This is a genomic window from Rhodococcus opacus (assembly GCF_012396235.1).
In the GTDB taxonomy this organism is placed as follows: domain Bacteria; phylum Actinomycetota; class Actinomycetes; order Mycobacteriales; family Mycobacteriaceae; genus Rhodococcus_F; species Rhodococcus_F opacus.
Genome location: NZ_JAAXPA010000017.1, coordinates 139,682 through 163,533 on the forward strand (window position 1 = coordinate 139,682; position 23,852 = coordinate 163,533).

Below are 23,852 nucleotides of genomic sequence, written 5' to 3' on the forward strand. Positions count from 1 at the left end.
TCACGCCCCGAACAGACGTCGCCGGAGCGCGGCCGCGTTGCCGAAGATGCGGATGCCCAGCACGACGACGATCGCGGTGGACAGCTGGGTTCCCACACCGAGTTGGTCACCGAGCCACACGATCAGGGCCGCCACCAGGACGTTGAACACGAACGAGACGACGAACACCTTCGAGTCGAAGATCTCGTCGAGGTACGCGCGTAGTCCGCCGAACACCGCGTCGAGCGCGGCGACGACGGCGATGGGCAGGTAGGGCTGCACGGCGTCGGGCACTTGCGGGCTGAACACCACGCCCAGCACGATGCCCACGATCAGGGCGAGCACCCCGTAGATCGCGGATCCGCCCTTCAGTGCTGCCTTCATTCGTGTGACGCCTCCATTCGACTCCGCCGTTGTCATCGTGTTCCCACTTCCCGGGCTGCCCGCACTTCCCGCGCCGGGGCGGCGGGCAGGTGGAGATCGTCGGCCTCCGCCACCGCGAAGCCGATGCCGTACAACTGCGCCACGCTGGACATCCTGAGATAGGCGTCGCTCACCACGAATCCGGTCTGCATCGGCCCCTGCGGGCCGATTGCCGAGACCACGTACGGCGAGAACACCGGCTGATTGTCCACGAGCATCGCGCCACCCGCCTGGCGGATCGTCACCGACGGGCCGATCCGCACGTCGCCGACCGCGATGGCCTCGGCGCCGCTCGCCCACAGCGAATTGACCACCGACTGGAGGTCACGGTCGAGCACCACGGCCTTCCCCCCGACACTGCGCTGGGACGAGTCGGACAGGTTGGGCTTGGCCGCGGGATCCGTCAACGTCACGGTCAGGCCGGGACCGTGCACGGCCTCGACTCCGGCATCTCCCTCGAGTCCGCGAAGCTCGTCGAGCAGTGCCGCACCTCGGGCGTCGCCGGCCAGCGCGGTGGCGCGCGCGTCGTCGGTCTGCGTCGACAGCGTGTCCCGGGTGGCGGCGAGGGCGCCCGCCCGATCCTCGGCGTCCTGCACTTTGCTCAGGAGTTCGGACCGCACCTGCTCGGTGCCGGGGATACGTTCGGTGGCCTGCCGGTAGGCGACCGACAGCACGAGCCCCACGAGCAGCGCGCCGATCGCGATCCACACCTGCTGACCGACCCGCGTCTGTCGTGAATGTCCCTGCTCACGATCCTCGGCCGCACCCTCGTACCCGGGGTCCAGATGATCGTTCATCAGAGACCGCAGCAGGGACGGCACCGGATTCCTGCGAATGCCGGAATCTGTCCGTTTCATCAATGGCCCTCGCGTTCCTCGCCGCCCGGTCCTCGCACGGGAACGGTGCGCGCGACGGTCAGCGCGTTCACGGTGTAGAGCATTCCGGTCCACACGTACAGCACCGTGCCCCAGATCAGGAGCGCAGCGCCGAGCGGCTGCGCCACGGTCGCGATGCTCCAGTCACCGTGCGCCGCGAGGGTCATCGGCAGCGCGAACATCAGCAGGAACGTGGCACCTTTGCCGAGGTACATCACGTCGGGGGGTGGCAGACCGCGCCGTCGGTAGATCAACAGCGTGAGCGCGAGAACGGCGTCGCGGCCGATCAGGATGGCCGCCACCCACCACGGGATGAATCCACGCAGGACGAATGTCACCAGCGTCGTGACGACGTAGAGGCGATCGACGAAGGGGTCGAGCAGCGCGCCCAGCTTCGACGACTGGTCGAGGATCCGCGCGAGCTTGCCGTCGAGCCAGTCGGTGAAGCCGCTGATCATGAGGATCGCGAGCGCCCACCCATCGGAATGGGTGACGAGCAGCAGGTACACGAACAGCGGCACGCCGAGGAGTCGAACCACGCTCAGGAGGTTCGGGACGGTCACGATCCGGTCCGACCGCGCAGTGTCCCGGTCCACCGAATTCACCAAAATCTCCCCAGCGTCGAGTGCGGACCTGTCTTCGGGCGCTCGTCGCACCGCTCTCGCCACTCTTCCACAACCGGGTTGGTGTTCAGTCGATCGTCCCGTCCGTCCGACCGTGTCACTCGCCCGGCGCGAGCCCCGGTCGGGGTGGGGCCGGGACGCGCGCGACGGCGTCCGAGGTCAGACTTCCCAGGTACAGCCACCCGTCGTGCTCCCGCACACCTGTGATGGGGGAATAGCTGCCCTTCCCTCCGCGCAGGCTGTGCACGATCTCGCCGCGGTGATCGAGGGCGATCACCCAGCCGGTGTGCTCCGGATTCGGTTGCACCGACTCCGGCAGGTTCGCCGCGACGATGCGCAGCGTGGGGTAGGGCGCGAGCAGGTCGAGCAACCGCATCCGCGGACTGTAGAGCGCCACCCAGAACAGGCCGTCAGACGTCTGGGACGTCATGTTGTCCGGTATGCCGGGCAGATTCGCGGCCCACACCGACGTCCTGCCCTGCGACGGGCCGGTCAGGTCGACGCGGGAGATCTGGTACGAGCCGGTCTCGGCGACGAGGACGAACGATTCGTCCGAGGCCAGTCCCACGCCGTTGGCGAACTGCAGTCCCTCGGCCAGGAGGTCGGTCTCCCCCGTCCGCGGGTCCAGACGCAGCAGGCGGCCGGTCCCGCGGTGCTCGAGAAGGTCGTAGCGGTGGTCGGCGATCGTGAAGTGCGCCGAGGAGTCGGTGAAGTACACGATGCCGTCCCGGCCGACCGCCGAGTTGTTGCACGCCACGAGCGGACGCCCGGCCGCGGCGTCGGCGAGCACGTCGATGCGTCCCGTGTCGTCGACTCGCAGCACACCGCGCTCGGCGTCGCAGATCAGGAATCGGCCGTCGTCGAGTATCTCGACCCCGAGGGGCCGACCGTGGGTGTTCGCGAGTTCGGTGGCGTGTCCGCGGCTGTCGAACCGCCAGATCCGGCCGTCGTTGCCTCCGGTGACCACCCGGCCGTCGTGATCGACAGCAACGTCCTCCGGGCCTTCCCCGGTGGGGAGGGTCCAGCGATGCGCGTCGTCGAGCATCCCGTTGGGCGTGAGCACTCCCGTCTGAGGTGGTGGCGGCGGGGCGTGCCAGACGACGGGGTCGACACCGGTGCGGTCGAGCTTGCGGGCGAGAGACTCGAAGAAGGTCACGAACCGTGAGATTAGTCGCCTCCCCCTCGACGTGGTCTCGCTAACGCCAGGCGAAGACCGGCTGGTCGAAACCGTCGATCCGGGTGTGCCTGCCGTGCAGCGCGACCTCCCGGAACTGGTACACGACCGCGCCTGTCGGGGCGTGGACGAGGTGACGCCGGAACGGCCATTGGATCACCGGTTTCGACGATTCGGGGATCTCGACGAAGCGCGGCTCCGCGTCGATCTCGGGAACGCCCACCGAGAACACTTCCGCCACTTCCTCCCGATTGGGGACGAGCGACGTGATCGGCTGGTCCGACCACACGACGAACGGTGTGATGACGTACCCGGAGCGGGTGACGTAGTCGTCGAGCCTGCCGAGTACCGCGGACGGCTCCACGTCGAGGCCGAGTTCCTCGTGCAGCTCACGCCGGGCGGCGTCCTCGCCGGTCTCCCCCGGATCCACTCCGCCGCCGGGCAACGCGAACTGCCCCGGGTGCGCGCGCATCTTGCTCGGGCGCATGGTCAGCGGAACGGCCTGACCGTCGGCGCCGTCGTTCATCACGGCGATCACGACCGCCGCGGACCGCCGATTCGTCGGGTCCACGATCCGTGGTTCGAAGCGTGCCAGCGCGTCGGCGAGCCGTCCCCTGCTCAGTGCGTGCCCATTCACCATCACCCGACAGTATCGCCAGTCGCGGCGAAACCCACGCTCCGAACCCCCGCGTTTCGAACCCCGCGCCCGCCGTCAGTCGAGCAGCTGCTGCCTGATCTCGTTCTTGAGGACCTTCCCCAGTGTGGAACGAGGCAGATCGGGCCAGACCAGGATGTCCTTCGGGGTCTTCACGCTGCCGATGCGCGCTTTCACGAACGCCGTGAGTGCGTCGGCGTCGATCGGTGTTCCGGCTCGGGACTGGACGACGGCGACGACACGTTCGCCCCATTTCTCGTCGGGGAGCCCGATCACCCCGCAGTCCTGGATTCCGGGGTACGCCATGAGCGCCTGTTCCACTTCGACTGAATAGACGTTGAATCCGCCGGTGATGATCATGTCCTTGGCCCGGTCGACGATGTACAGGAAGTTGTCCTCGCCGAGGTACCCGATGTCGCCCGTGTGATGCCAGCCGTGCGCCGACGCCTCCTGCGTCGCAACGGGATTCTTGTAGTACCCCGTCATGACGAGCGAACTGCGCACCACCACTTCGCCGCGCTCACCGGAAGGTAGCAGCGTCCCCTGCCCGTCCATGATCGCGACGGTGACCAGCGGGGAGGGCCTGCCCGCGGAGCTCAGCCGGGCGGTCGCGACCGACCCGTCCGGATGGAAATGGTCTTTCGGCGCCATCGTCGCGATCATCATCGGCGCCTCGCTCTGCCCGAACAGCTGGGCCATCACCGGCCCGATGCGGGTCAGCGCTTCTTCGAGCCGGGTCGGCGAGATCGGCGCCGCGCCGTACCAGAAGCATTGCAGCGAACTCAGGTCCGTCGTCTCCAGGTCTGCGTGATCCAGCAGCATGTAGATCAGGGTCGGCGGAAGGAAGGTGTGGGTGACCCGGTCCCGGTCGATGTGCGCGAGGAACTGCCCCAGGTCGGGCGCGGGCATGATGACCACCTGCCCGCCGAGGGTGAGGATCGGGAAACACAGGACACCGGCCGCGTGCGTCAACGGCGCGAGGGCGAGGTAGACCGGTCTGCCGTCGAACGGGTAGCTCATCAGGGTCAGCGCAGCCATCGTCTCGATGTTCCGGCCGGTGAGCATCACCCCCTTCGGCTTCCCCGTCGTCCCGCCGGTGCCGACGATCAGCGCGAGGTCGTCGACGGGAGCGACGTCGAGACGTTCGGTGCCCAGCCAGTCGTCGAACGGGTGGGCGTACTCCTCGTCGCCGTCGAGACACACAAGGGTCGTCAGCAGCGGCAACTGCTGCCGGATCCGATCGACCAGGGGCGCGAACGCCTTCTGGAAGATCAGGCAGCGACAGTCGAAGAGGTCGAGCAGGTCCCGATTCTCCGCCGCCTCGTTCCGCGGGTTGATCGGGCACCACACCGCACCCGCCCGGCTGATCCCGAACACGCAGGAGAACGCGGCCGGGTCGTTGCCGGACAGGACGGCCACCTTGTCGCCCGCGCCGATCCCCGACCGTGCCAGCCCGGCCGCGACGCGCCGGCTCAGGTCCTGGACATCGGCGTACGTCAGTGTCCGGTCGCCCATCGTCAGGCACGGCGACGACGGACCGAGCGAGGCACCCTTGTCGAGGTAGTCGGTCAAGCGCATGGTGCGGTCCTCCTCGAAGTCGCGGCCGGGACGGTCAGCTCTGCACGGTGAGAACCGGCTCCATCACGAGACCGAAGCTGCGCAGGACTCCCAGGAGTTCGCGATGCCCGAACGCCTGGCACGCCGACGCGAGACCGGTTCGCTTCGGGGGTTGCTGCAACAGGGAGTACGCGGCGTACGCCTGCAGGAGCCCCGTCTGCTTGTAATTGCAGTTTCCGTGGATGATGCAGTGCGCCCGACCCAGCGGGCCCGACGCGTACACGGAGTCGAGCGACGTGTTGACGCGCGGGTTCTCCCTCGGCGGCATTCCCGCCTGCACGGAGCCGGCGATCTCCGCGAGCGCCGCGTCCTGCTCGTCCGCGGGAAGGGTCTTGATCTGCTCCTCGACCATCTTCTGCGTCGCGACGACACCCTCCATCACGGAACGGTCGAACACGCCGCCTGCCGCCTTCACGTTCGCCACCCGCGGATCGTCCTTGAACCACACGGGATGACAGGTGCCGCCCCACGGCAGCGCGAGGGCCATCTGGTGCTGCCCCGGCACCACGACCTCGAATGTGGTACCAGGGTCCCACTTCTGGTATCGGTTCTGTTCCAGGTAGTACCAGTCGGCCTTGAGGATCGTGAAGATCGTCTGCGTGGACGCGTAGGTGGGAAAACCCTTCCACAACACCAGGATGTCGAGAGTGTCCAACCCCGGCGTCTCCAGCGCGATGTTCGCGGCGATCTCACCCGTGGTGTACATCTGCGCGACGCCCGGAGACAGCAGCAGCTCCTTCTCCGCGAACTTGTCGCCGAACTTCGCCTGCACGTCCAGAACCCAGTCCTGCTCACCGGTCGTGTCGGTGTAGTGACAACCCGCGGCAAGAGCCGCCTCGACGACGACGGCACCGTGCTTGATGAACGGGCCGACCATGTTGCTGACAACCCGTGCACCGCTGAACAGTTCGGTCAGCGCCGGGACGGTGTGCTCCACCTCGACCACCTCGTGGTCGACGGTGTCCAGCCCGGGAATGCGGTCGAGCACTTCCTGGATCCGCTTCTTGTCCCGTCCCGCAGCGATGAACGGAATGTTGAACTCGCGCAGGTATTCACACACGAGCCGCCCGGTGTAACCGGAGACTCCGTAGACGATGACGGGCTTCTTGTCGGTCATGACGCGCCTTTCAGAATGGGAGAAAAGTCCGGGGAGATCGGTTACATGCCCATGCCACCGTCGACCGGCAGGCCGATCCCGGTGACGAAGCGAGCGGCGTCGGAGGCCAGGAAGACGACGGTGTCGGCGATGTCCGCGACCTCGCCGAGCCGCCCGAGCGGAGTCAGGCCGATCACGTCGGCGACCGCGGCGTCGGCGCTGGGCCACAGCCCGAGCCTCTCCATGTCGGCAGCCAGCCCGAGTCCCATCTCCGTGGCGACCAGCCCGGGGTACACGCAGTTCACGCGGACGCCGTACCCCAGCTTGCCGGCCTCCTGGGCCGCGACCCTGGTCAGCCGGTCGACGGCCGACTTGGTGGCGGAGTACCCGGCGATGCCCGGGAACGGGATCGTCGCGGCCACCGAGGAGACGTTGACGATCGCCCCGCCCGCTCCCGCCGCGCCTCCGGGACGCATGGCGCGCAGACCGTGTTTCAGGCCGAGTGCGACACCGAGAATGTTGACGTCGCACATCCGGCGAATGTCGGCGGGGTCGATGTCGACCACGAGGGACGAGATCTCGATGCCCGCGTTGTTGACGAGGAGGTCGAATCCGCCGAGTTGCTCCACGGTCGCAGCGACGGCACGCTCCCAGTTGCCGTCGTCGGTGACGTCGAGTTTCACGAATCCGGTGGCGGCACCGGACTTCCCGACGGAGTCGGCAGTCGCGCGACCTTCCTCCTCGAGGACGTCGCCGATCACGACCGCCGCACCGGCGTCGGCGAGGGCGGCAGCCATACCGGCGCCCAACCCCTTCGCACCACCGGTGACCAGCGCTTTCCGTCCTGCAAGATCACTCACGCTCATTCCGACCTGCCTTCGTACGAGACGATTCGCGGAAACCACGTCACGAGATCGAGTCCGCAATGTGGCGTGGATCACAGAGTATTCGAGTTTGGACGACTGTCAAGAATTCTCTTGACGACTGTCAAGTTTTTGTTACACAGTCGTCAAGGAACGCGGGCTAGACTGATGCACACCGCGCTGGACCATGTGAGCCGAACAGGAAGAATGCCGTGACACCCGTCGCCGAGAAGAACGCCGATCGGGTCTCGCGCCGCCAGGTCGACAAATTCGCCGAGCGCCGGGATCAGCTCGCCGAGGCCGCGTTGCAGACGCTCTCGGAACTCGGCTACGCCCGCACCAGCCTCCGGGAGATCGCCCAGAACTCCGAGTTCTCCCACGGCGTCCTGCACTACTACTTCAGCGACAAGGTCGATCTGATCACGCACTGCGTGCGGCACTACAAGGCCCGGTGCGTCACGCGATACGACGGCGTGGTCGCCACAGCGCACACTCCCGAGGAGTTGAAGGCAGGATTCGGCCGGGTGCTGGTGGATTCGCTCCGCGACGAGGCCACCATGCATCGCCTCTGGTACGACCTGCGCTCGCAGTCGCTGTTCGAGGAGTCGTTCCGCGCAGACGTCGCGGCGATCGACAAGAGTCTCGAAGACATGATCTGGCGCATCGTGTCCCGGTACGCGGAATTGGCGGGGCGCACGATCACCATCGCCCCGGCCACCATGTACGCGGTCTTCGACGGACTGTTCCAGCAGAGCCTCGGACGGCATCTGTCGGGCGACGACACCGCGGCGGACAGCCTCGCGGACAACGTCGATCAGGTACTGGCGCTCGTCATTCCGGCACGGTAGGGCAGGTCACCTTTCCGCGGCGGCCTTGATCCGCTGTGCGAAAGCGGGTGCGTCCTTCCGGGCCGCTCGAAGGGCGAGAGGTGCGATCAGCTTTCCGATTCCGTGACCCTCCAGCACGTTGAAGATCGTCACCTTGGTGCCTGCGCCCGAGGGTTCGAGGTCGTAACCACCCTCTTTCGCGGTGATGGAATTCTTCGAACGCTCCGCCCAGCGAATCTTCCGTGGCACCTCGAATTCGGTGATCTCGAACTCCCGCTTCGTGGTCATCCCGGCGTCCTTGACGGTGCTGACGAAGATGGTGCCGACACCCGGCGGACCGTCCGTCTTCTTCACGATCTCCTGCACCCGGGGACTGAAGTCCCGGTCGTTGACCCCGGCAGCGAGGTACTCGAACACTTCCTCGACGGGGCGGTTGATCACAACAGTGCCTTCGAACCGTCCAGCCATGCCAGCCTCCCGTTTCCGTGATCTGCCGGGTTCCGACAGTACTCGCGACGCAGTCGCGGCGCGGTCACATCGCCGCCGGGCTGACGGTCATAGAAGTGACGGCGCGCAACGCGGCGTCTTCCCACACGGACCCTGAGCACAGGAAGGCTTGGACATGAACATCCCGGTCAGCGACACCTCCCGGGTCGGGCGATCGACCCCGGCACGCCCGTTTCTCTCCACCGCTCGCGGCACACTCACGCTGACGCTGTTGTGCGCCGTGGCATTTCTCGACTTCGTCGACGCATCCATCGTCAACATCGCCCTGCCCGACATGCGCAGCGACCTGGACATCTCGGTTCAGGAACTGCAATGGGTCCCGAGCGCGTACCTCCTCACCTACGGCGGATTCATGCTGCTCGGCGGCCGCCTGGCCGACCTGCTCGGTCGCCGTCGTGTGCTCGTCACCGGCACCGTCGTGATCGGGCTGTCGTCGTTGATCGGCGGGTTCGCCGGGAGCGCGGAAGTCCTGATCGGGGCGCGACTCGCCCAGGGTGTCGGTGCGGCACTGATGCTTCCGGCTGCGCTGTCGATTCTGACGACGACATTCGAGGAGGGCCCCGAACGGCATACCGCGCTCGGCGTCTGGGCCGGAGTGGGTGGTCTCGCTTCCGCCGTCGGTGTTTTTCTCGGCGGCGTGCTCACCGAGGGGCCGGGCTGGCGATGGGTGCTGTTCGTCAACCCTGTCGCGTGCGCGCTCGTGCTTCCGGCGGTCTTCGCGCTCATTCCCGGCGACCGGCGCCGCGCCCGGTTCGCGGACTTCGACGTCGCGGGCAGTGTGCTCGGCACCGGCGGGATGCTGTTGCTCGTCTACGCCCTGGTGACGGCACCCGACCAGGGATGGGGCACCGCCCGCACGATCGCCGGGTTCGTCGGTGCCTTCGTGCTGATCGTGGCGTTCGTGATCAACGAGCAGCGCAGCCCGCACCCCCTGCTGCCGCTGTCGATCTTCCGCGTCAAAGGTCTGGCCGCCGCGAATGTCACGGGGCTGATCGCCTTTGCGGGTCTCATCGCGATGTTCTTCTTCCTGACTCTCTACATGCAGAACGTTCTCGGCTACTCCCCCATCCAGACCGGTGCGGCCTACCTCCCGCTCTGCCTGGGTGTCGGTGTCGCCGCCGGGATTTCCTCCCAGGTGCTCACCCGGACCGGAACCCGTCCCGTCGTCGTCGCGGGAGCGCTGGTGGCCTCCGCCGGCCTCTACCTCCTGTCCCGGATCCCCGTCGACGGCTCCTATCTCAGCGATCTACTGCCCGGGCTGATGATCGTGTCGTTCGGTCTCGGCGCCGTCTTCGTCGGCGTCACGACCGCAGCCAACGCCGGTGTGCCTGCCGGCGAGGCAGGGCTCGCGGCAGCGTTGCTGAACGCCTCACAGCAAGTCGGCAGCGCACTCGGTCTCGCGATCTTCGCCGCGATCGCCACGTCACATTCACAGCATCTGCTCGCAGCGAATTCGCCTGTGCCCGAGGCACTCACCCTCGGCTTCCAGCGAGCGCTGCTGACCGGCAGCATCTTCCTCGTCGCCGCGGCCCTGATCGGCCTGCGCACCGGCAACGCACACGGAGACGTCGAGCACCGCACGAACTGACCCCGGTGGGCTCGTCAGTCGAGGTTCTCGACGACGAGCCCGGCGAGGCGCTCGCGGTCGGCGAGGATGTCGATCTCGACGATCTTGCCGCGCCGGATCGTGACGCCCATGACCGACAGCAGCTGCCCGTCGGAGATCGCGACCACTCCTGCGGCACCGTTGACGAGCGCCGGATGCGCGAATCGAGCCAGCCGGGCGAACCCGAGGACCCGGCCCGCGACCGTCTCCGAGCCGCGCACCATCGTGGAGGCTCCCGCCGGCAACGCTCCGGTATCGGCGCGGAGCACGACATCCGGATCGAGCACGGCCACGAGCGCGTCGAAGTCGCCGCTCCTCGCGGCCGCCAGGAACGCGTCGACGACCGCACGCTGGCGGACCGGATCGGTGTCGGGAACGGGGGCTCCCTGCAGACGCCGGCGTGCGCGGCTGGCCAGTTGCCGGGCGGCCGCCGGGGTTCGCTCCACGATCGGGGCGATGTCCTCGAAGGGCACCGCGAACATGTCGTGCAGCACGAATGCCAGTCGCTCCGCAGGAGTGAGCGTGCCGAGGACCACGAGCAGCGCGAGACCGACCGAATCGGCGAGCACCGCCTCGTGTTCGGGGTCACTGCCATCCGCCCGGGTCACGATCGGGTCGGGCACTGCCGCATCCAGGGGATCTTCCCGCCGTGACCTGCGGGACTGCAGCATGTTCAGGCACACCCGTGCCACTACCGTCGTCAGCCAGCCGGCCAGGTTCTCGACGGTGCGGGCGTCGGTGCGGCTCAGTCGCAGCCAGGATTCCTGCACGGCGTCCTCGGCCTCGCCGATCGAGCCGAGCATCCGGTAGGCCACCGCCCGCAGGTGTGTGCGATGGGCCTCGAACTGCTGCGCCAACATGTCGTTCTCGTTCATCGGTCGCGTCCTTCCGTCGCGGTCTGTCAACTGTGTGACCGGCGAAACGCGGCCGATGTGACGGCGGGTGCGTCGTCCGTCGCCCTGTGATGCGCGTAGTGCATCCAGTTTCCCTGGTTCCGCTGTCCGATATCGCCGTGGTTAACTGAAATGACGCTCACAGTCTCTGAAGGGCTGGACGGCATGTGGAAAGCACAGCAGGTCGGACGTCTGTTTCTCGTCTCGGTGCTCGCGGCTCTGGCCGTGTGCGGAGTGGGCGCCACCGCGTCGGCGCATTCCCCGACAGTGACGGGGAAGGTCGTCGCGCCGACTTTCTCCCCCGCGAGCGGGCAGGTCGTCGGCATCGCGCATCCTGTCGTCGTCCGGTTCGCGTCACCGGTGTCCGATCGCGCGCTCGCCGAGCGTGGTGTCCAGATCACCCCCTCGAAACCTGTGCCCGGGCAGTTCTCCTGGATCGACGACCGCACCGTGGAGTGGACCCCGGACCGGTTCTGGCCGGCCGACACCCGGGTGACCGTCGAGGCGGCGGGCGCGAGGTCGCAGTTCCAGGTCGGTGACGCACTCGTCGCCGTCGCGAACACGACGACGCACCAGTTCACGGTCAGCATCAACGATCAAGTCGTGCAGACCATGCCGGCGTCGATGGGCAAACCCGGATACGAGACACCGCTCGGGACGTTCCCCGTCATCGAGCAGTTCCGCGACATGATCATGGATTCGTCGACGTACGGCGTCCCGATCGATGACGAGGAGGGCTACCGCCTCTACGTCGAGTACGCCACCCGCATCACGTGGGGCGGGATCTTCGTGCATGCCGCACCGTGGTCGGTGAACTCGCAGGGCTTCGAGAACGTCAGCCACGGCTGCATCAATCTCAGCACCGAGAACGCACGGTGGTTCTACGACAACGCCAAGATCGGCGATCCGGTCATCGTCACGGATTGAGTCCCGCACGGGGTCGGAGACACCCGAATGCGCGGGGCCGGAGACACAGAAAAGGCGGTTTCCCGTTTCCGGGAAACCGCCTTCGCTGATCATCTGGTCGGGCTGACAGGATTTGAACCTGCGACCACTTGACCCCCAGTCAAGTGCGCTACCAAGCTGCGCCACAGCCCGTCCACACCCTCGTTCAGGTGCTCGATGAGATTACATCAGGGGCAGTCCGTAACGCTAATCGCCTGGTCAGAGCGCATTCTGTCGGATCAACGATTTCGCCGCTCACGCTTTTCCCGCACCCGCACCGAGATGCGGACGGGGCTGCCGTCGAAATTGAACTCCTCGCGCAGACGCCGCTCCAGGAACCGGCGGTAGCCCGCCTCCAGGAACCCAGTCGTGAACAGCACGAACGTCGGCGGACGTGTTCCGGCCTGCGTGGCGAACATCACGCGAGGCAGCCGGCCACCGCGCATCGGCGGCGGCGTCGCGGCGACGACTTCCTTGAGCCAGGTATTGAGCCGGCCCGTGGGAATGCGCTTGTCCCAGGACTCCAGTGCGGTGTCCAGGGCGGGGACGAGCTTTTGCACCGCGCGCCCCGTCTGCGCCGAGATGTTGACGCGCTGCGCCCACGGCACCCGCACCAGGTCCCGATCGACTTCCCGGTCGAGCTGGAGGCGCCGGTCCTCGTCGACGAGATCCCACTTGTTGAACGCGATGACGAGGGCCCGGCCGGCGTCGGCCACCATGCTCAGCACGCGCAGGTCCTGCTCCGAGATCGGCTCGGATGCGTCGATCAGCAGAATCGCGACCTCGGCGGCCTCGATCGCGCTCTTCGTCCGCAGCGACGCGTAGAACTCGGCGCCGCTGGCGTGGCTGACCCGCTTGCGCAGACCGGCGGTGTCCACGAAACGCCACGGCCTGCCGCCGAGCTCCACGATCGAGTCGACCGGATCGACGGTGGTGCCCGCGACGTTGTGGACCACCGAACGCTCGTCGCCCGACAGCTTGTTCAGCAGGCTCGACTTCCCGACGTTCGGCTTCCCGACCAGAGCCACGCGTCGCGGCCCACCGCCAGGAATGCCTTCACGCGGGGTCTCCGGGAGTGCGGCGAGCACCTCGTCGAGGAGATCGCCGGTACCGCGGCCGTGCGTGGCGCTCACCGAGTGCGGCTGTCCGAGACCGAGCGACCACAGTGCGGCCACCTCGGATTCGGTGCGGCCGTCGTCCACCTTGTTGGCCACCAGCAGAACCGGGGTCTTGGACCGGCGCAGCACCTTGGCCACGGCCTCGTCCGTTGCGGTGGCGCCGACGACGGCGTCGACGACGAGGAGGATCGCGTCCGCGGTCTGCATCGCCAGTTCCGCCTGCCGGGCCACCGATTGCTGCAGGCCCTTGGCGTCGGGTTCCCAGCCGCCGGTGTCCTGCACCATGAAGCGGCGGCCACTCCAGTTCGCCTCGTACGAGACGCGGTCCCGGGTGACACCGGGAATGTCCTCGACCACGGCCTCGCGTCGGCCGATGATCCGGTTGACGAGCGTCGACTTGCCGACGTTCGGGCGCCCGACCACTGCGAGGGTGGGAACCGGGACGTGGGACTCTCCGTCGCCGCCGTCTTCGAGGTCCAGGACCTCCCAGTCGGATTCCTCACTCCAGGTGCCGTCGCCTGCGAACTCGGTGGTGAATTGTTCGGTCACTGCCCTGCTCCAGTTCTTTCGCTTACCACCAGCAGCAACCTGCCGATCACGTCGTCGATTCCGAGTTCGCTGGTGTCGACCAGCACGGAATCGTCGGCCGGCCGCAGCGGCGACACGGCGCGCGTGGAGTCGAGGTGGTCACGACGCTGCACGTCGGCCAGCACGGCCGCGTAGTCGTCGCCTCGTCCTTCCGCGAGATTCTGCGCATTCCTGCGCTGGGCCCGGGCTTCCGCCGAGGCGGTCAGGTAGATCTTCACGTCGGCGTCCGGGATCACGACGGTGCCGATGTCCCGGCCCTCGACGACGATCCGTTCGGCCTCGCCCGCGAGACGGCGCTGCGCCGCGACGAGCAGTTCACGCACGGCGGGAACGGCGGAGACCGCCGAGACGGCCTTGGTCACCGCGTCGCCGCGGATCTCCTCCCCCACGTCCTCCCCGTCGAGCAGGACCTGCTCGCCCGACGGGTCGGTGCCGATCGACCACGGCAGACCGGCGGTCGCGTCGGCGATCGCTGCGGGATCGGTGAGGTCCACGCCCTTGCGCAGCGCATGCAGCGTCGCGATCCGGTACATGGCGCCGGTGTCGAGGTACCGGGCATCGAGCCGCTGCGCGAGCATCCGCGAGACGCTCGACTTCCCGGTTCCGGACGGGCCGTCCATCGCGACGACCAGCGACGACGTACTCACAGGCCCACCGCCCCGTAGAGACCGCCGACCTCGCCTCGACCGAGTACGCGGAGCGTGCCGGGACGCTGGTCGCCGAGAGCGACGGCGCCGATGTCCGTCCGGACGAGCCGGATGACGGGGTGTCCCACGGCCTCGAACAGGCGGCGCACGATGTGCTTGCGGCCTTCGTGCAGGGTGACGCGGACGAGGGACTTGCCCTCGTTGATGTCGAGGAGCGTAAACGTGTCGACCTTCGCCGGTCCGTCGTCGAGCTCGACACCCTCCTTGAGCTTCTTGCCGACACCGCGTTCGAGGGCACCCGACACGGTCGCCAGGTATGTCTTCGACACCTCGAAGGACGGGTGCATCAGCCGGTGCGCCAGGTCACCGTCGTTGGTGAGCAGCAGCAGTCCCTCGGTGTCGGCGTCCAGTCGACCGACGTGGAACAACCGCTGACCTGCGGCGACCCGCTCGGAGACGATGTCGCCGACGCACGGGCGACCCAGGTCGTCCGACATCGTCGACTGCCAGCCGCGGGGCTTGTTCAGCGCGAGGTGGACCAGGTCCTTCTGCACCACGACGCGGACCCCGTCCACGCGCACCACCGCGTTCTCGGGGTCGATGCGCAGGCCCTGCTCGATGACGATGCGGCCGTCGACCTCGACGCGACCCTGCGAGATCAGTTCCTCGGCCGCACGGCGCGACGCGACGCCGGCCTGGGCGAGAACCTTCTGCAGTCGCATGCCGTCGCCCTGCGGCGGGCCGGCGGGCCGATCGGCGGCGTCGGCGTACTGGTGCCGGGCCGGCTTGGCGTTGCTGATCTTGGGCGCGTGGGCCTGGGCGCGCTGCGGCTTGGCCGACTTGGGCTTGCCGCGTTTGTTCTTCGCAGCCGCGGAGTCGGGCCTGCCCGACTTGCCCTTGACGGCGTCCGACCTGGTCGGACGCCGATCGGTCTCGGAGCGGCTCGGTCGCCCTCCGGCCTCCGACCTGTCCGAGCGACCCCCGGTCTCCGACCTGGTGGGGCGCTGCTTCTTGTTGTTGCGATCCGGTGTGCCATCTCGGCGAGCGGGTTTCTTCACTTTTGTACTATCCCTGTCAGTCTTCGGTGTCCAGCCCGGTGTCCAACTCTTCTGTGGAAGCCGTAGCTTTATTCATTCTCGCAAATCGTGGGTCAGATTCCAGACTGTCACTGATGTCATCTATCAGATCCACGTCCGGCAACAGCGGGGCCAAGGCGGGAAGATCGGCGAGAGACGCCAAGCCGAGCCGTTCCAGGAAGAGCTCCGTCGTCGAATACTGCGTGGCGTTGGTATCGGGATCGACGCCGGCTTCGGCGATCAATCCGCGAGCGAGAAGTGTGCGCACCACACCATCCACGTTGACGCCGCGCACCGCACTGATCCGTGCGCGGGTCAACGGTTGACGGTATGCCACCACGGCCAGAGTTTCCAAAGCCGCCCTCGTCAGTCTGGACCGGGCACCGTCGAGCAGGAGACGTTCCACGTAGGGCGCGTACGCGGTGCGCGTGTAGAGACGCCAACCGTCACCGGCATATCGGAGGTCCATCCCGCTTCCACGGGCGGTGAGCTCGGCGGACATGCGGTTCAGCACGTCCGTGATGCGATTCACAGAAGCGCCGGTCGCGGAGGCGAGCTGTTCGGCTCCGGCGGGAGAGTCGACGATCAGCAGCAGCGACTCGAGAACGGCTTCGAGTTCGGTGTCCGACAGCTCGGGTTCTGCGTCGACGGCGCCCTGGTCGTCCGACTCGTCGAACGGGGCCGAACTCATCCGTAATCCTCCTCGGTCACCGGGGCGTGTGTGCCCTCCCCGGTCCAGCTCACCAGCAATTCCCCGAGCGGCTCGGGCTGTTCGAACAACACCGACTGCTCGCGATACAGCTCGAGCAGCGCGAGGAATCTTGCCACGATCAGGGTGGTCACTTCGCACTCCGAAACCAGGTCGCCGAAGGTCGCCCACTCCCCGGCCCCGCGTTCGCGGAGCAGTTCCAGCATCCGCGCCGCCTGTTCCGGCACCGACACCGCGTGCATGTCGTGCAGATGGTCCAGTCCCACGGTGGGCTTCGGGCGGGGTGTGAACACGGTCGCGGCGATCTCCGCGAACCGCTGCGGGTCGACACCGAGCAGCACTTCCGGCAGCAACTGGGTGAACTGGTCCTCCAGTGCCGCCGACCGCGGGTACCGGCGCAGCGCGGCCGCCTCGAGCTCGCCGAACAGTTGCGCCACCTGCTTGTACGCGCGGTACTGCAGCAGCCGGGCGAACAGCAGGTCGCGCGCCTCGAGGAGCGCGAGATCCTCGGCGTCCTCCACCTGCCCCGCGGGGAGCAGACGGGCCGCCTTCAGGTCGAGCAGCGTCGCCGCGACCACCAGGAATTCGGTGGTCTGATCGAGACCCATCTCCGCGCCCAGCGTGCGGGTGTAGGCGATGAAGTCGTCCGTCACCTGGTGCAACGCGACTTCCGTGACGTCCAGCTGTCGCTGGTTGATCAGGGTGAGGAGCAGGTCGAACGGTCCCTCGAAATTCCGCAGCGTCACCCGGAAGCCGGGCTTGACCGCGGGCGCCTGCTGATCGTCGGCATGCGATACCTGGGTCTGCGGTGGAGCCGAAATGTCTTGCGTATTCACCACTTACCGGCCGGACCGGTGTATGACCTCGCGTGCCAGAGCACGGTACGCCTCGGCGCCGGTCGATTTCGGCGCCCAGGTGGTGATCGGCTCCCCGGCGACCGAGGTCTCCGGGAAGCGCACGGTGCGGTTGATCACGGTGTCGTAGACGAGATCCCCGAACACCTCCACCACACGGGCCATCACCTCACGCGCGTGCAGGGTGCGCGAGTCGAACATCGTGACGACGATGCCGGCGAGTTCGAGCCGCGGGTTGAGCCGGTCGTGAACCTTCTCGACCGTGTCGTTGAGCAGCGCCAGGCCGCGCAGGCTGAAGTACTCGCATTCCATCGGGATGATCACCGAGTCCGCGCAGGCAAGCGCGTTCACCGTGAGCAGACCGAGGGAAGGCTGGCAGTCGATCAGGACGTAGTCGTACCGGTCGAGCACCGGATGCAGCACACGTCCGAGCGTCTGTTCCCGCCCGACCTCGGTGACGAGCTGGATCTCCGCCGCCGACAGGTCGATGTTACTCGGCAGGAGGTCGAGGCCCTCGACACGTGTCCGCATCAGGACGTCATCGATCGCGACACGGGGCTCGACGAGCAGATTGTGGACGGTCAGTTCGAGGTCGTGGTGGGCGACGCCGAGGCCCGCGGACAGCGCCCCCTGGGGATCGAGGTCGACGAGCAGGACACGGCGGCCAAACTCGGCCAGCGACGCTCCCAGGTTGATCGTCGACGTCGTCTTGCCGACGCCACCCTTCTGGTTGCACATCGCGATGATCTTTGCCGGGCCGTGCGAGGGCAACGGGGCCGGTTCCGGCACCTCGCGCGTCGGCCGCCCCGTGGGGCCGAGCTCTTCCTCCACGACCACGGCAGTGTCCTCGAACAAGGCTGCGGATTCGGTTTGCCGCACGAACATGTCGCCCTCCTGTTGCGAGTGCTCTGACTCCGCCGCTGGCGGCTGCGGTGTCACCACGGTCCGATGATCCCCTGTTCTCTCGATGATCGCTGCCGATCCCACATCGTTATACGAACGCTACCGCCTCGTACCGTGAATTTTCCCCTCGACACGCTTTCCGTCACCTCGCCCGAGGGTGCGCTCCGGCCCACACCTCGCGTAGCGCACCCACTGTCACCAGCGTATATATCTGGGTGGTCGTCACCGAGGCATGTCCCAGCAGCTCCTGGACGACACGGACGTCGGCGCCGCCGTCGAGCAGGTGCGTCGCAAACGAGTGACGGAGTGTGTGCGGTGACACCGCCGACGAGATGCCCGCCGCGTCCGCCGCGGCCTGCAGTACCTTCCACGCACTCTGGCGGGACAGCCGTCCGCCGCGGACATTGAGGAACAGTGCGGGTGTTCCGCGTGACGCCAGTGCCGGCCGGCCCCGGATCAGGTAGGCGTCGAGGGATTCGACGGCGGGCCGGCCCACCGGCACCACCCGCTGCTTGCCGCCCTTGCCCCGCAGCAGCACCGACCGGGTCTCGGTGTCGACGTCGTCGACGTCCAGGCCGACGGCTTCGGAGATGCGGGCGCCCGTCGAGTACAGCAACTCGAGCAGCGCGCGGTCGCGGACCGCCCGCGGTCCGTCTGCGGGTCCGCTGCCTCCGACCGCCTCCAACAGCGCCAGCACCTCGTTGACCGGCAGGGATTTGGGGAGCCGTTTCGCCGGCGACGGCGGCCGCACGTCCCGGGCGACGTCGACGGCGGTCATCCCCTCGGCCGCGGCGAAGCGGTGGAATCCGCGCACCGCGATCAGGGCACGGGCCGCCGAGCTCGCGGCCAGCGGCGACAGTTCGCGAGCCGGATCGCCGGTTCGCAGAGCGATCACGAAGTCACTGACATCCTGTTCGCGGATGCGCCCGATGTCGGTGACCTCCCGGTCCGCGAGGAACTGCGTGTACCGCTCGAGGTCGCGGCGATACGAACCGAGGGTGTTGCGGGCAGCTCCGCGCTCGACGGCCAGGTGGTCGAGGTACGAATCCACCTGCCGCGCAATCACCATGTCATGCCCGCGCGGCCTCGTCCCCGGCCGCGCGCGAGCGTTTTCTCTCGCTGAACCTGTCGGGGCGATCGACCCAGGGCGCGGTCACGTCGCGGAGTTCGCCGCGACCGCCCGGCCGGGACCGGGCGGCCGCCAGTGCCATCACACCGGCTACGGCCGTGGCGTTCACGATTGTCCCGTTCAGCACCATCGACACGACCTCGTCGAGTGGAATCTGCTCGATCTCGAGGTCGGCTTCCTCGTCCTCCGGGTCGGGCCGGTCCACGTCGTACAGGTCCTCGGCGAGGAACACGCGCACCGACTCGTCCGTGAATCCGGGCGAGAGAACGACGTCCACGAGAACGGACCAGCGACGGGCTCCGAGTCCGGTCTCCTCCGCCAGCTCACGCCCGGCGGCGTCGACGGGGTCCTCCTCCGGCTCGTCCAGCAGGCCCGCCGGGATCTCCCACAACCGGCGCCCCACTGGGTGCCGGTACTGGTGGATCAGGACGACCCGGTCGTCATCGTCGAGCACCACGACGGCGACGGCGCCGTGGTGCTCGACGACCTCACGTTCGGCGGTCCGGCCGTCCGGCATCGCGACGTGATCCACCCGCAGGGCGAGGATCGCGCCGCTGTAGACGGCGCGCGAGTCGAGAGTCTCGAATTCGTGCCGGCCGGTGTCGGTCATGGTCGGTCTCGCCCTATCCCGCGCTGTCGACGGACGCGACCTCGTCGCGGTCGGCGGAGTCGGCGAGCTCGTCATCGGTGGCGACGGCGGCGGCCCGCTCCTCGCCGTGCACGTCGACGGGAAGCCGCTCTTCGAGCTTGTGCTTCAACGCCGCGTCGACGAACGCCGCGAACAGCGGGTGCGGGCGCGTCGGACGGCTCTTCAGCTCGGGGTGCGCCTGCGTCGCGACGAAGAACGGGTGCTGGTCGGCCGGGTACTCGACGAACTCGACGAGGTGACCGTCCGGCGAGGTCCCGCTGAACCGGAGTCCGCTCTTCGCGATCCGGTCGCGGTACGCGTTGTTGACCTCGTAGCGGTGACGGTGGCGCTCCGACACCTCTTCGCTGCCGTACGCCCGGGCGACGACGGACCCCTTCGCCAGGACGGCGGGGTACGCGCCGAGGCGCATCGTGCCACCGAGGTCCGCCTCGCCGGCGATGACGTCTTCCTGGTCGGCCATCGTGGAGATCACGGGGTGCGTGGTCTCGGGCTCGAACTCGGCGGAGTTGGCGTCGTCGAGACCCACGCTGCGCGCGGCCTCGATCACGACGCACTGCAGGCCGAGGCACAGTCCGAGCAGCGGGATCTTCCGGTGGCGCGCGTACCTGATCGCGCCGAGCTTGCCCTCGATACCGCGGATTCCGAAGCCACCGGGAATCAGCACGCCGTCGACGTCGCCCAGGGCGGCCTGCGCGCCCGCCTCCGTCTCACACGCGTCGGACGGCACCCAGGAGATTTCCACCTTCGAGCGGTTCGCGAACCCACCGGCACGCAGCGCCTCGGTGACGGACAGGTAGGCGTCCGGCAGGTCGACGTACTTTCCGACGAGGGCGATCCGCACGGTCTCGCGCGGCTGGTGGACGCGCTCGAGCAGGTTGCCCCACACGGTCCAGTCCACGTCGCGGAACGGCAGACCCAGCTGCCGCACCACGTACGCGTCGAGGCCCTCGCTGTGCAGCACCTTCGGGATGTCGTAGATCGAGGGCGCGTCGGGGGTCGAGATGCAGCCGTCGACGTCGACGTCGCACATGAGCGCGATCTTGTTCTTCAGCGCCGGGGGAACCTCGCGGTCGCAGCGCAGGATCAGCGCGTCGGGCTGGATACCGATGTTCCGCAGGGCCGCGACCGAGTGCTGGGTGGGCTTCGTCTTGAGCTCGCCCGACGGCGCCAGGTACGGCACCAGGGAGACGTGGAGGAAGAAGACGTTGTCGCGACCGACGTCGTGGCGCACCTGACGGGCGGCCTCGAGGAACGGCTGCGACTCGATGTCACCGACGGTGCCACCGATCTCCGTGATGACGACGTCGGGCCGGTGTCCCTGGAGGTCCGGTCCGCTCATGGCGAGGATCCGGCTCTTGATCTCGTCCGTGATGTGCGGGATGACCTGGACGGTGTCGCCGAGGTATTCGCCGCGCCGCTCCTTGGCGATGACCGTCGAATACACCTGGCCGGTGGTCACATTCGCCTGACCGGACAGGTCGCGGTCGAGGAAGCGCTCGTAGTGACCGACGTCGAGGTCGGTCTCGGCGCCGTCCTCGGTGACGAACACCTCACCGTGCTGGAAGGGGTTCATCGTGCCCGGATCGACGTTGAGATACGGATCCAGTTTCTGCATGGTCACGCGCATTCCCCGCGCGGTGAGCAATTGCCCGAGGCTCGAGGCTGTGAGGCCCTTGCCGAGTGAGGAGGCGACGCCGCCGCTCACGAAGATGTGCTTGGTAGCGGTACGCGAATGAGTGCGTGACTGTGGCAAAGGGGCTCCCGTGACGACTGTGCAGGGCTTGGTCTGTTCGAGCAATGCTGGGGCCTGCCGACCCACGGGACTTCACGGTAACACCTTGACGTACGTCCCGGAAACAACGCGCCGCGATTGCCCGCCCCGATGTGACGCGCGCTACGCCGGGATGGCCCCCACGGTGACTCCGGTGGTACCGGGCCCGGTGCCGTACCGGCCGGCGCCGCCGTTCAGTTGCTCCTGCAGCGCGAGCGGGACGGTGATCTTGCCCGCTTCCCGGTCGATGTTGTCGATCGTGGTCAGCGCCGCGGAGAGGGCGGCATCGGCCCGCGCCACGGCGACCGCACCGTTGCCCTGCGCCGAGGCCGGACGCCCGGCGAGAACCGCCCCGGCACCGCGCGAATCCAGCGCACCCGCGAACCTGGCCACCACGGCACCGCGGTTGCCGCTGACGCCGTCCTCCACGTCGCGATCGCCGGTCAGCACCACCGCGACCTGCGCCGGTTGGACCGCACCGTCGTCGTAGCTGACGAATCCCGCCCCGCGGAGGGTCTCGAGGGCGAGCGCCATCTCCTGCGCGGAACTCTGCGGCTGGCCCGTCTCCTTGCCGAGCATGAGGACCGAGCCCAGCAGGTCACCGGCCAGGCTGCCCTGGTCGACGGCCCCGGTCTTCAGCGTGATACCCGCGGGGATCACGTTGTTGACGACTGTCCGCAGCCGGTCACCGCCCGTGGCATCCACGAACGAATCGGTCAACGACACCCGGCCGGTCACCGATCCACCGGCCTGCGCGATCATGCGGTTGACCCCGTCGAGGTCGGCGGGGTCGGCATCCGGGGTCGTCACGACCATCACGGTGCGTTGCGCGAGAGAGTCGGCCACCACCCGGCCGCCGACCGCGGAATCGAAGCCGTCCGCCGAGTTCAACTGCTCGGTCAGCTGGTTGTTGCGTTCGTTCGCCTTCTCCACGTCGGTCTGCAGGTCGGCCTTGTCGTCGCGCAACCCCGACACGAGACCGCTCGACAACAGGCCGGAACCCATCACCACGCCGATTGCCAGAGCCAGGAAGATCGCCGCTATGGAAATGGCATGTTGACGCAGAGAAATCACTTGAAGAACCCCTGGACCCATAACGCGAAGCTGTTCCATGTCGCGACGGCCCAGTCCAGTGCCTCACCACCGATGTTCGACACCACCAGGGCCACGATCACCGCGACCAGTGCGGCCAGTACGAGCAGCGCGATCGCGCCGCCCGACACCCGGCTCCGGTACAGGGTCGCCACGGCCTTCGCGTCCACCAGTTTCGGCCCGACCTTCAGGCGGGTCATGAACGCCGACGGGTTGCTGTCGCGGCGGCCGCGGTCGAAGAATTCGTCGAGGGAGACAGTGCTCCCGACCGTGACGATCAGCGACGCGCCGTGATGATCGGCCAGTAGCAGCGCCAGGTCGGACGGGGATCCGGAGGCGGGGAACGTCATCGCTCCGATGCCGAGGTCCTGGATCCGTGACAGACCGGGTGCGTGACCGTCCTGGTCGGCGGGAAGTACAACCTCGGCGCCCGACTTGAGCGTCGCGCTCGTGATGTCCTCGGGGTCGCCGACGATGAGATCCGGGCGATAGCCCGCCGACTTCAGGACGTCGGCGCCTGCCCCGACGCCGATGAGGATCGGCGAGTACTCCTTGATGAACGGCTTGAGGTTCTTCAGGTCGGAGGCGTGATCCGGGCCGTCGGACACGATCACGACGTGCCGTTCCTTCATGTCGACGTCCACGTCGGGGACTCCGACGCCGTCGATCAGCAGTGGACTCTCGGTGCGGATGAACTCGATGGTGTTGCCGGAGAACGCCTCGAGGTGGTCGACCAGCCCGGTCTTCGCCTCGATCATCCGGTCGGAGATCTCCGCCTCGGTCTGTTCGTCGCCCTTGGCGATGCGCCGTTCCCCGGAGTAGACACCTCCCCCGTTCACCCGGACCTTGCTGCCGTCCTTGATGCTCTTGAAGATCTCGGCGCCGGCCGAATCCACCAGGAGGATGCCGTTGGCGACGATCACCTCCGGACCGAGGTTGGGATAACGCCCCGAGATCGAGGGCGATGCGTTGATCACTGCGAGAACGCCGGCCTTCACCAGGGCGTCCGCGGTCCCGCGATCGAGGTCGAGCTCGTCGAGAACGACGATGTCACCGGGTCCGACGCGTCGCAGCAACTTGGCCGTGTTGCGATCCACCCTGGCGATGCCGCTGACCCCAGGCAAAGTTTCGGTGTTACGTGACAGCAGTGCCGGCATCTTCATGAGTTCGATGATGGACCGGAAGCAGGACCGACCTGTGGAGGCGCGCCGAACCGTTTACCACATCAGTCAC

Annotated in this window: 23 protein-coding genes, 1 tRNA gene and 1 pseudogene; 3 read left to right on the forward strand and 22 right to left on the reverse strand. The window is 67.7% G+C overall.

Features of this window, described 5'->3' with window-relative positions; translation table 11 throughout:
- The 8 genes from HGB39_RS22655 to HGB39_RS22690 form a co-directional block, all read right to left on the reverse strand.
- Complete coding sequence (locus HGB39_RS22655; RefSeq protein ID WP_005264197.1) at nucleotides 1-363, reverse strand: small basic family protein; 363 nt, start codon at nucleotides 361-363, stop codon at nucleotides 1-3.
- A 32-nt stretch (nucleotides 364-395) separates the two neighbouring features.
- Nucleotides 396-1,259, reverse strand: a complete 864-nt coding sequence (locus HGB39_RS22660; RefSeq protein ID WP_005264196.1) for a DUF881 domain-containing protein — start codon at nucleotides 1,257-1,259, stop codon at nucleotides 396-398.
- A complete protein-coding gene (locus HGB39_RS22665; protein ID WP_005562894.1) occupies nucleotides 1,259-1,882 on the reverse strand; it encodes a CDP-alcohol phosphatidyltransferase family protein in 624 nt (207 codons plus the stop codon). The genes HGB39_RS22660 and HGB39_RS22665 overlap by 1 nt, the downstream gene beginning before the upstream one ends.
- Before the next feature lie 115 nt (nucleotides 1,883-1,997).
- Entirely contained in the window at nucleotides 1,998-3,056 is a 1,059-nt protein-coding gene (locus HGB39_RS22670; protein ID WP_005562891.1) for an SMP-30/gluconolactonase/LRE family protein, read from the reverse strand.
- Nucleotides 3,057-3,096: 40 nt separating this feature from the next.
- Nucleotides 3,097-3,714 (reverse strand): NUDIX hydrolase, encoded by a 618-nt coding sequence (locus HGB39_RS22675; protein ID WP_005264193.1) that lies wholly within the window; start codon nucleotides 3,712-3,714, stop codon nucleotides 3,097-3,099.
- Between the two features lie 72 nt (nucleotides 3,715-3,786).
- Complete coding sequence (locus HGB39_RS22680; RefSeq protein WP_005562889.1) at nucleotides 3,787-5,307, reverse strand: acyl-CoA synthetase; 1,521 nt, start codon at nucleotides 5,305-5,307, stop codon at nucleotides 3,787-3,789.
- A gap of 34 nt (nucleotides 5,308-5,341) precedes the next feature.
- Nucleotides 5,342-6,463 (reverse strand): DUF5938 domain-containing protein, encoded by a 1,122-nt coding sequence (locus tag HGB39_RS22685; RefSeq protein ID WP_005562887.1) that lies wholly within the window; start codon nucleotides 6,461-6,463, stop codon nucleotides 5,342-5,344.
- Nucleotides 6,464-6,504: 41 nt separating this feature from the next.
- Nucleotides 6,505-7,308, reverse strand: coding sequence for an SDR family NAD(P)-dependent oxidoreductase (locus HGB39_RS22690; RefSeq protein ID WP_005562885.1), 804 nt, complete (start codon nucleotides 7,306-7,308; stop codon nucleotides 6,505-6,507).
- A gap of 209 nt (nucleotides 7,309-7,517) precedes the next feature.
- On the opposite strand from HGB39_RS22690, the gene HGB39_RS22695 reads away from it, so the two are divergent.
- On the forward strand, nucleotides 7,518-8,153 hold the full coding sequence (locus HGB39_RS22695; RefSeq protein ID WP_005562883.1) for a TetR/AcrR family transcriptional regulator: 636 nt from the start codon (nucleotides 7,518-7,520) through the stop codon (nucleotides 8,151-8,153).
- A gap of 6 nt (nucleotides 8,154-8,159) precedes the next feature.
- Here HGB39_RS22695 and HGB39_RS22700 read toward each other — a convergent pair whose 3' ends face one another.
- On the reverse strand, nucleotides 8,160-8,600 hold the full coding sequence (locus HGB39_RS22700) for an SRPBCC family protein (RefSeq protein WP_043787937.1): 441 nt from the start codon (nucleotides 8,598-8,600) through the stop codon (nucleotides 8,160-8,162).
- Nucleotides 8,601-8,754: 154 nt separating this feature from the next.
- On the opposite strand from HGB39_RS22700, the pseudogene HGB39_RS22705 reads away from it, so the two are divergent.
- A pseudogene (locus tag HGB39_RS22705) lies at nucleotides 8,755-9,975 on the forward strand (MFS transporter); the annotation flags it as partial.
- A 266-nt stretch (nucleotides 9,976-10,241) separates the two neighbouring features.
- On the opposite strand, the gene HGB39_RS22710 reads toward HGB39_RS22705, so the two are convergent.
- Nucleotides 10,242-11,120, reverse strand: a complete 879-nt coding sequence (locus tag HGB39_RS22710; RefSeq protein ID WP_005562878.1) for a sigma-70 family RNA polymerase sigma factor — start codon at nucleotides 11,118-11,120, stop codon at nucleotides 10,242-10,244.
- A gap of 183 nt (nucleotides 11,121-11,303) precedes the next feature.
- On the opposite strand from HGB39_RS22710, the gene HGB39_RS22715 reads away from it, so the two are divergent.
- Entirely contained in the window at nucleotides 11,304-12,065 is a 762-nt protein-coding gene (locus HGB39_RS22715; RefSeq protein WP_005562876.1) for a L,D-transpeptidase, read from the forward strand.
- A gap of 94 nt (nucleotides 12,066-12,159) precedes the next feature.
- Here HGB39_RS22715 and HGB39_RS22720 read toward each other — a convergent pair.
- The 12 genes from HGB39_RS22720 to steA all read right to left on the reverse strand — a co-directional run bounded on the left by HGB39_RS22720 (nucleotide 12,160) and on the right by steA (nucleotide 23,782).
- Nucleotides 12,160-12,236: transfer RNA gene (locus tag HGB39_RS22720), tRNA-Pro, on the reverse strand.
- 86 nt (nucleotides 12,237-12,322) lie between these two features.
- The gene (gene der / locus HGB39_RS22725) at nucleotides 12,323-13,750 is read right to left on the reverse strand and encodes a ribosome biogenesis GTPase Der (protein WP_005243157.1); all 1,428 of its coding nucleotides are present in this window, start codon (nucleotides 13,748-13,750) and stop codon (nucleotides 12,323-12,325) included.
- Nucleotides 13,747-14,436 carry a (d)CMP kinase gene (cmk, locus tag HGB39_RS22730; RefSeq protein ID WP_005562874.1) on the reverse strand — a complete coding sequence of 230 codons (690 nt, stop codon included), beginning with the start codon at nucleotides 14,434-14,436 and terminating at the stop codon, nucleotides 13,747-13,749. The genes der and cmk overlap by 4 nt, the downstream gene beginning before the upstream one ends.
- The gene (locus tag HGB39_RS22735) at nucleotides 14,433-15,494 is read right to left on the reverse strand and encodes a pseudouridine synthase (RefSeq protein ID WP_005562872.1); all 1,062 of its coding nucleotides are present in this window, start codon (nucleotides 15,492-15,494) and stop codon (nucleotides 14,433-14,435) included. The genes cmk and HGB39_RS22735 overlap by 4 nt, the downstream gene beginning before the upstream one ends.
- Nucleotides 15,495-15,510: 16 nt before the next feature.
- Nucleotides 15,511-16,203, reverse strand: coding sequence for an SMC-Scp complex subunit ScpB (gene scpB / locus HGB39_RS22740; protein ID WP_005264174.1), 693 nt, complete (start codon nucleotides 16,201-16,203; stop codon nucleotides 15,511-15,513).
- Nucleotides 16,200-17,060, reverse strand: coding sequence for a segregation and condensation protein A (locus HGB39_RS22745; protein WP_005264173.1), 861 nt, complete (start codon nucleotides 17,058-17,060; stop codon nucleotides 16,200-16,202). Before HGB39_RS22745 ends, scpB begins: the two co-directional genes overlap by 4 nt.
- Entirely contained in the window at nucleotides 17,061-17,960 is a 900-nt protein-coding gene (locus HGB39_RS22750) for a ParA family protein (RefSeq protein ID WP_007295573.1), read from the reverse strand.
- Nucleotides 17,961-18,120: 160 nt separating this feature from the next.
- The gene (xerD, locus tag HGB39_RS22755) at nucleotides 18,121-19,047 is read right to left on the reverse strand and encodes a site-specific tyrosine recombinase XerD (protein WP_054246661.1); all 927 of its coding nucleotides are present in this window, start codon (nucleotides 19,045-19,047) and stop codon (nucleotides 18,121-18,123) included.
- Between the two features lies 1 nt (nucleotide 19,048).
- Nucleotides 19,049-19,717, reverse strand: a complete 669-nt coding sequence (locus HGB39_RS22760) for an NUDIX domain-containing protein (protein ID WP_005560444.1) — start codon at nucleotides 19,715-19,717, stop codon at nucleotides 19,049-19,051.
- Nucleotides 19,718-19,730: 13 nt separating this feature from the next.
- On the reverse strand, nucleotides 19,731-21,509 hold the full coding sequence (gene pyrG / locus HGB39_RS22765; protein ID WP_050998560.1) for a CTP synthase: 1,779 nt from the start codon (nucleotides 21,507-21,509) through the stop codon (nucleotides 19,731-19,733).
- A gap of 141 nt (nucleotides 21,510-21,650) precedes the next feature.
- Nucleotides 21,651-22,601: a copper transporter gene (locus HGB39_RS22770; RefSeq protein ID WP_043786794.1), complete on the reverse strand. Its 951-nt coding sequence runs from the start codon at nucleotides 22,599-22,601 to the stop codon at nucleotides 21,651-21,653.
- Complete coding sequence (gene steA / locus HGB39_RS22775; protein ID WP_005243185.1) at nucleotides 22,598-23,782, reverse strand: putative cytokinetic ring protein SteA; 1,185 nt, start codon at nucleotides 23,780-23,782, stop codon at nucleotides 22,598-22,600. Before steA ends, HGB39_RS22770 begins: the two co-directional genes overlap by 4 nt.
- Nucleotides 23,783-23,852 lie beyond the last annotated feature (70 nt).

What these genes read in the sequence shown, in the direction of transcription:
- HGB39_RS22655 (WP_005264197.1), bottom strand. Translation starts at nt 363, where the DNA reads ATGAAGGCAGCACTGAAGGGCGGATCCGCGATCTACGGGGTGCTCGCC.
- HGB39_RS22660 (WP_005264196.1), bottom strand. Translation starts at nt 1,259, where the DNA reads ATGAAACGGACAGATTCCGGCATTCGCAGGAATCCGGTGCCGTCCCTG.
- HGB39_RS22675 (WP_005264193.1), bottom strand. Translation starts at nt 3,714, where the DNA reads ATGGTGAATGGGCACGCACTGAGCAGGGGACGGCTCGCCGACGCGCTG.
- HGB39_RS22680 (WP_005562889.1), bottom strand. Translation starts at nt 5,307, where the DNA reads ATGCGCTTGACCGACTACCTCGACAAGGGTGCCTCGCTCGGTCCGTCG.
- HGB39_RS22685 (WP_005562887.1), bottom strand. Translation starts at nt 6,463, where the DNA reads ATGACCGACAAGAAGCCCGTCATCGTCTACGGAGTCTCCGGTTACACC.
- HGB39_RS22690 (WP_005562885.1), bottom strand. Translation starts at nt 7,308, where the DNA reads ATGAGCGTGAGTGATCTTGCAGGACGGAAAGCGCTGGTCACCGGTGGT.
- HGB39_RS22700 (WP_043787937.1), bottom strand. Translation starts at nt 8,600, where the DNA reads ATGGCTGGACGGTTCGAAGGCACTGTTGTGATCAACCGCCCCGTCGAG.
- HGB39_RS22710 (WP_005562878.1), bottom strand. Translation starts at nt 11,120, where the DNA reads ATGAACGAGAACGACATGTTGGCGCAGCAGTTCGAGGCCCATCGCACA.
- HGB39_RS22715 (WP_005562876.1), top strand. Translation starts at nt 11,304, where the DNA reads ATGTGGAAAGCACAGCAGGTCGGACGTCTGTTTCTCGTCTCGGTGCTC.
- scpB (WP_005264174.1), bottom strand. Translation starts at nt 16,203, where the DNA reads ATGAGTTCGGCCCCGTTCGACGAGTCGGACGACCAGGGCGCCGTCGAC.
- HGB39_RS22750 (WP_007295573.1), bottom strand. Translation starts at nt 17,960, where the DNA reads ATGTTCGTGCGGCAAACCGAATCCGCAGCCTTGTTCGAGGACACTGCC.
- xerD (WP_054246661.1), bottom strand. Translation starts at nt 19,047, where the DNA reads ATGGTGATTGCGCGGCAGGTGGATTCGTACCTCGACCACCTGGCCGTC.
- HGB39_RS22760 (WP_005560444.1), bottom strand. Translation starts at nt 19,717, where the DNA reads ATGACCGACACCGGCCGGCACGAATTCGAGACTCTCGACTCGCGCGCC.
- steA (WP_005243185.1), bottom strand. Translation starts at nt 23,782, where the DNA reads ATGAAGATGCCGGCACTGCTGTCACGTAACACCGAAACTTTGCCTGGG.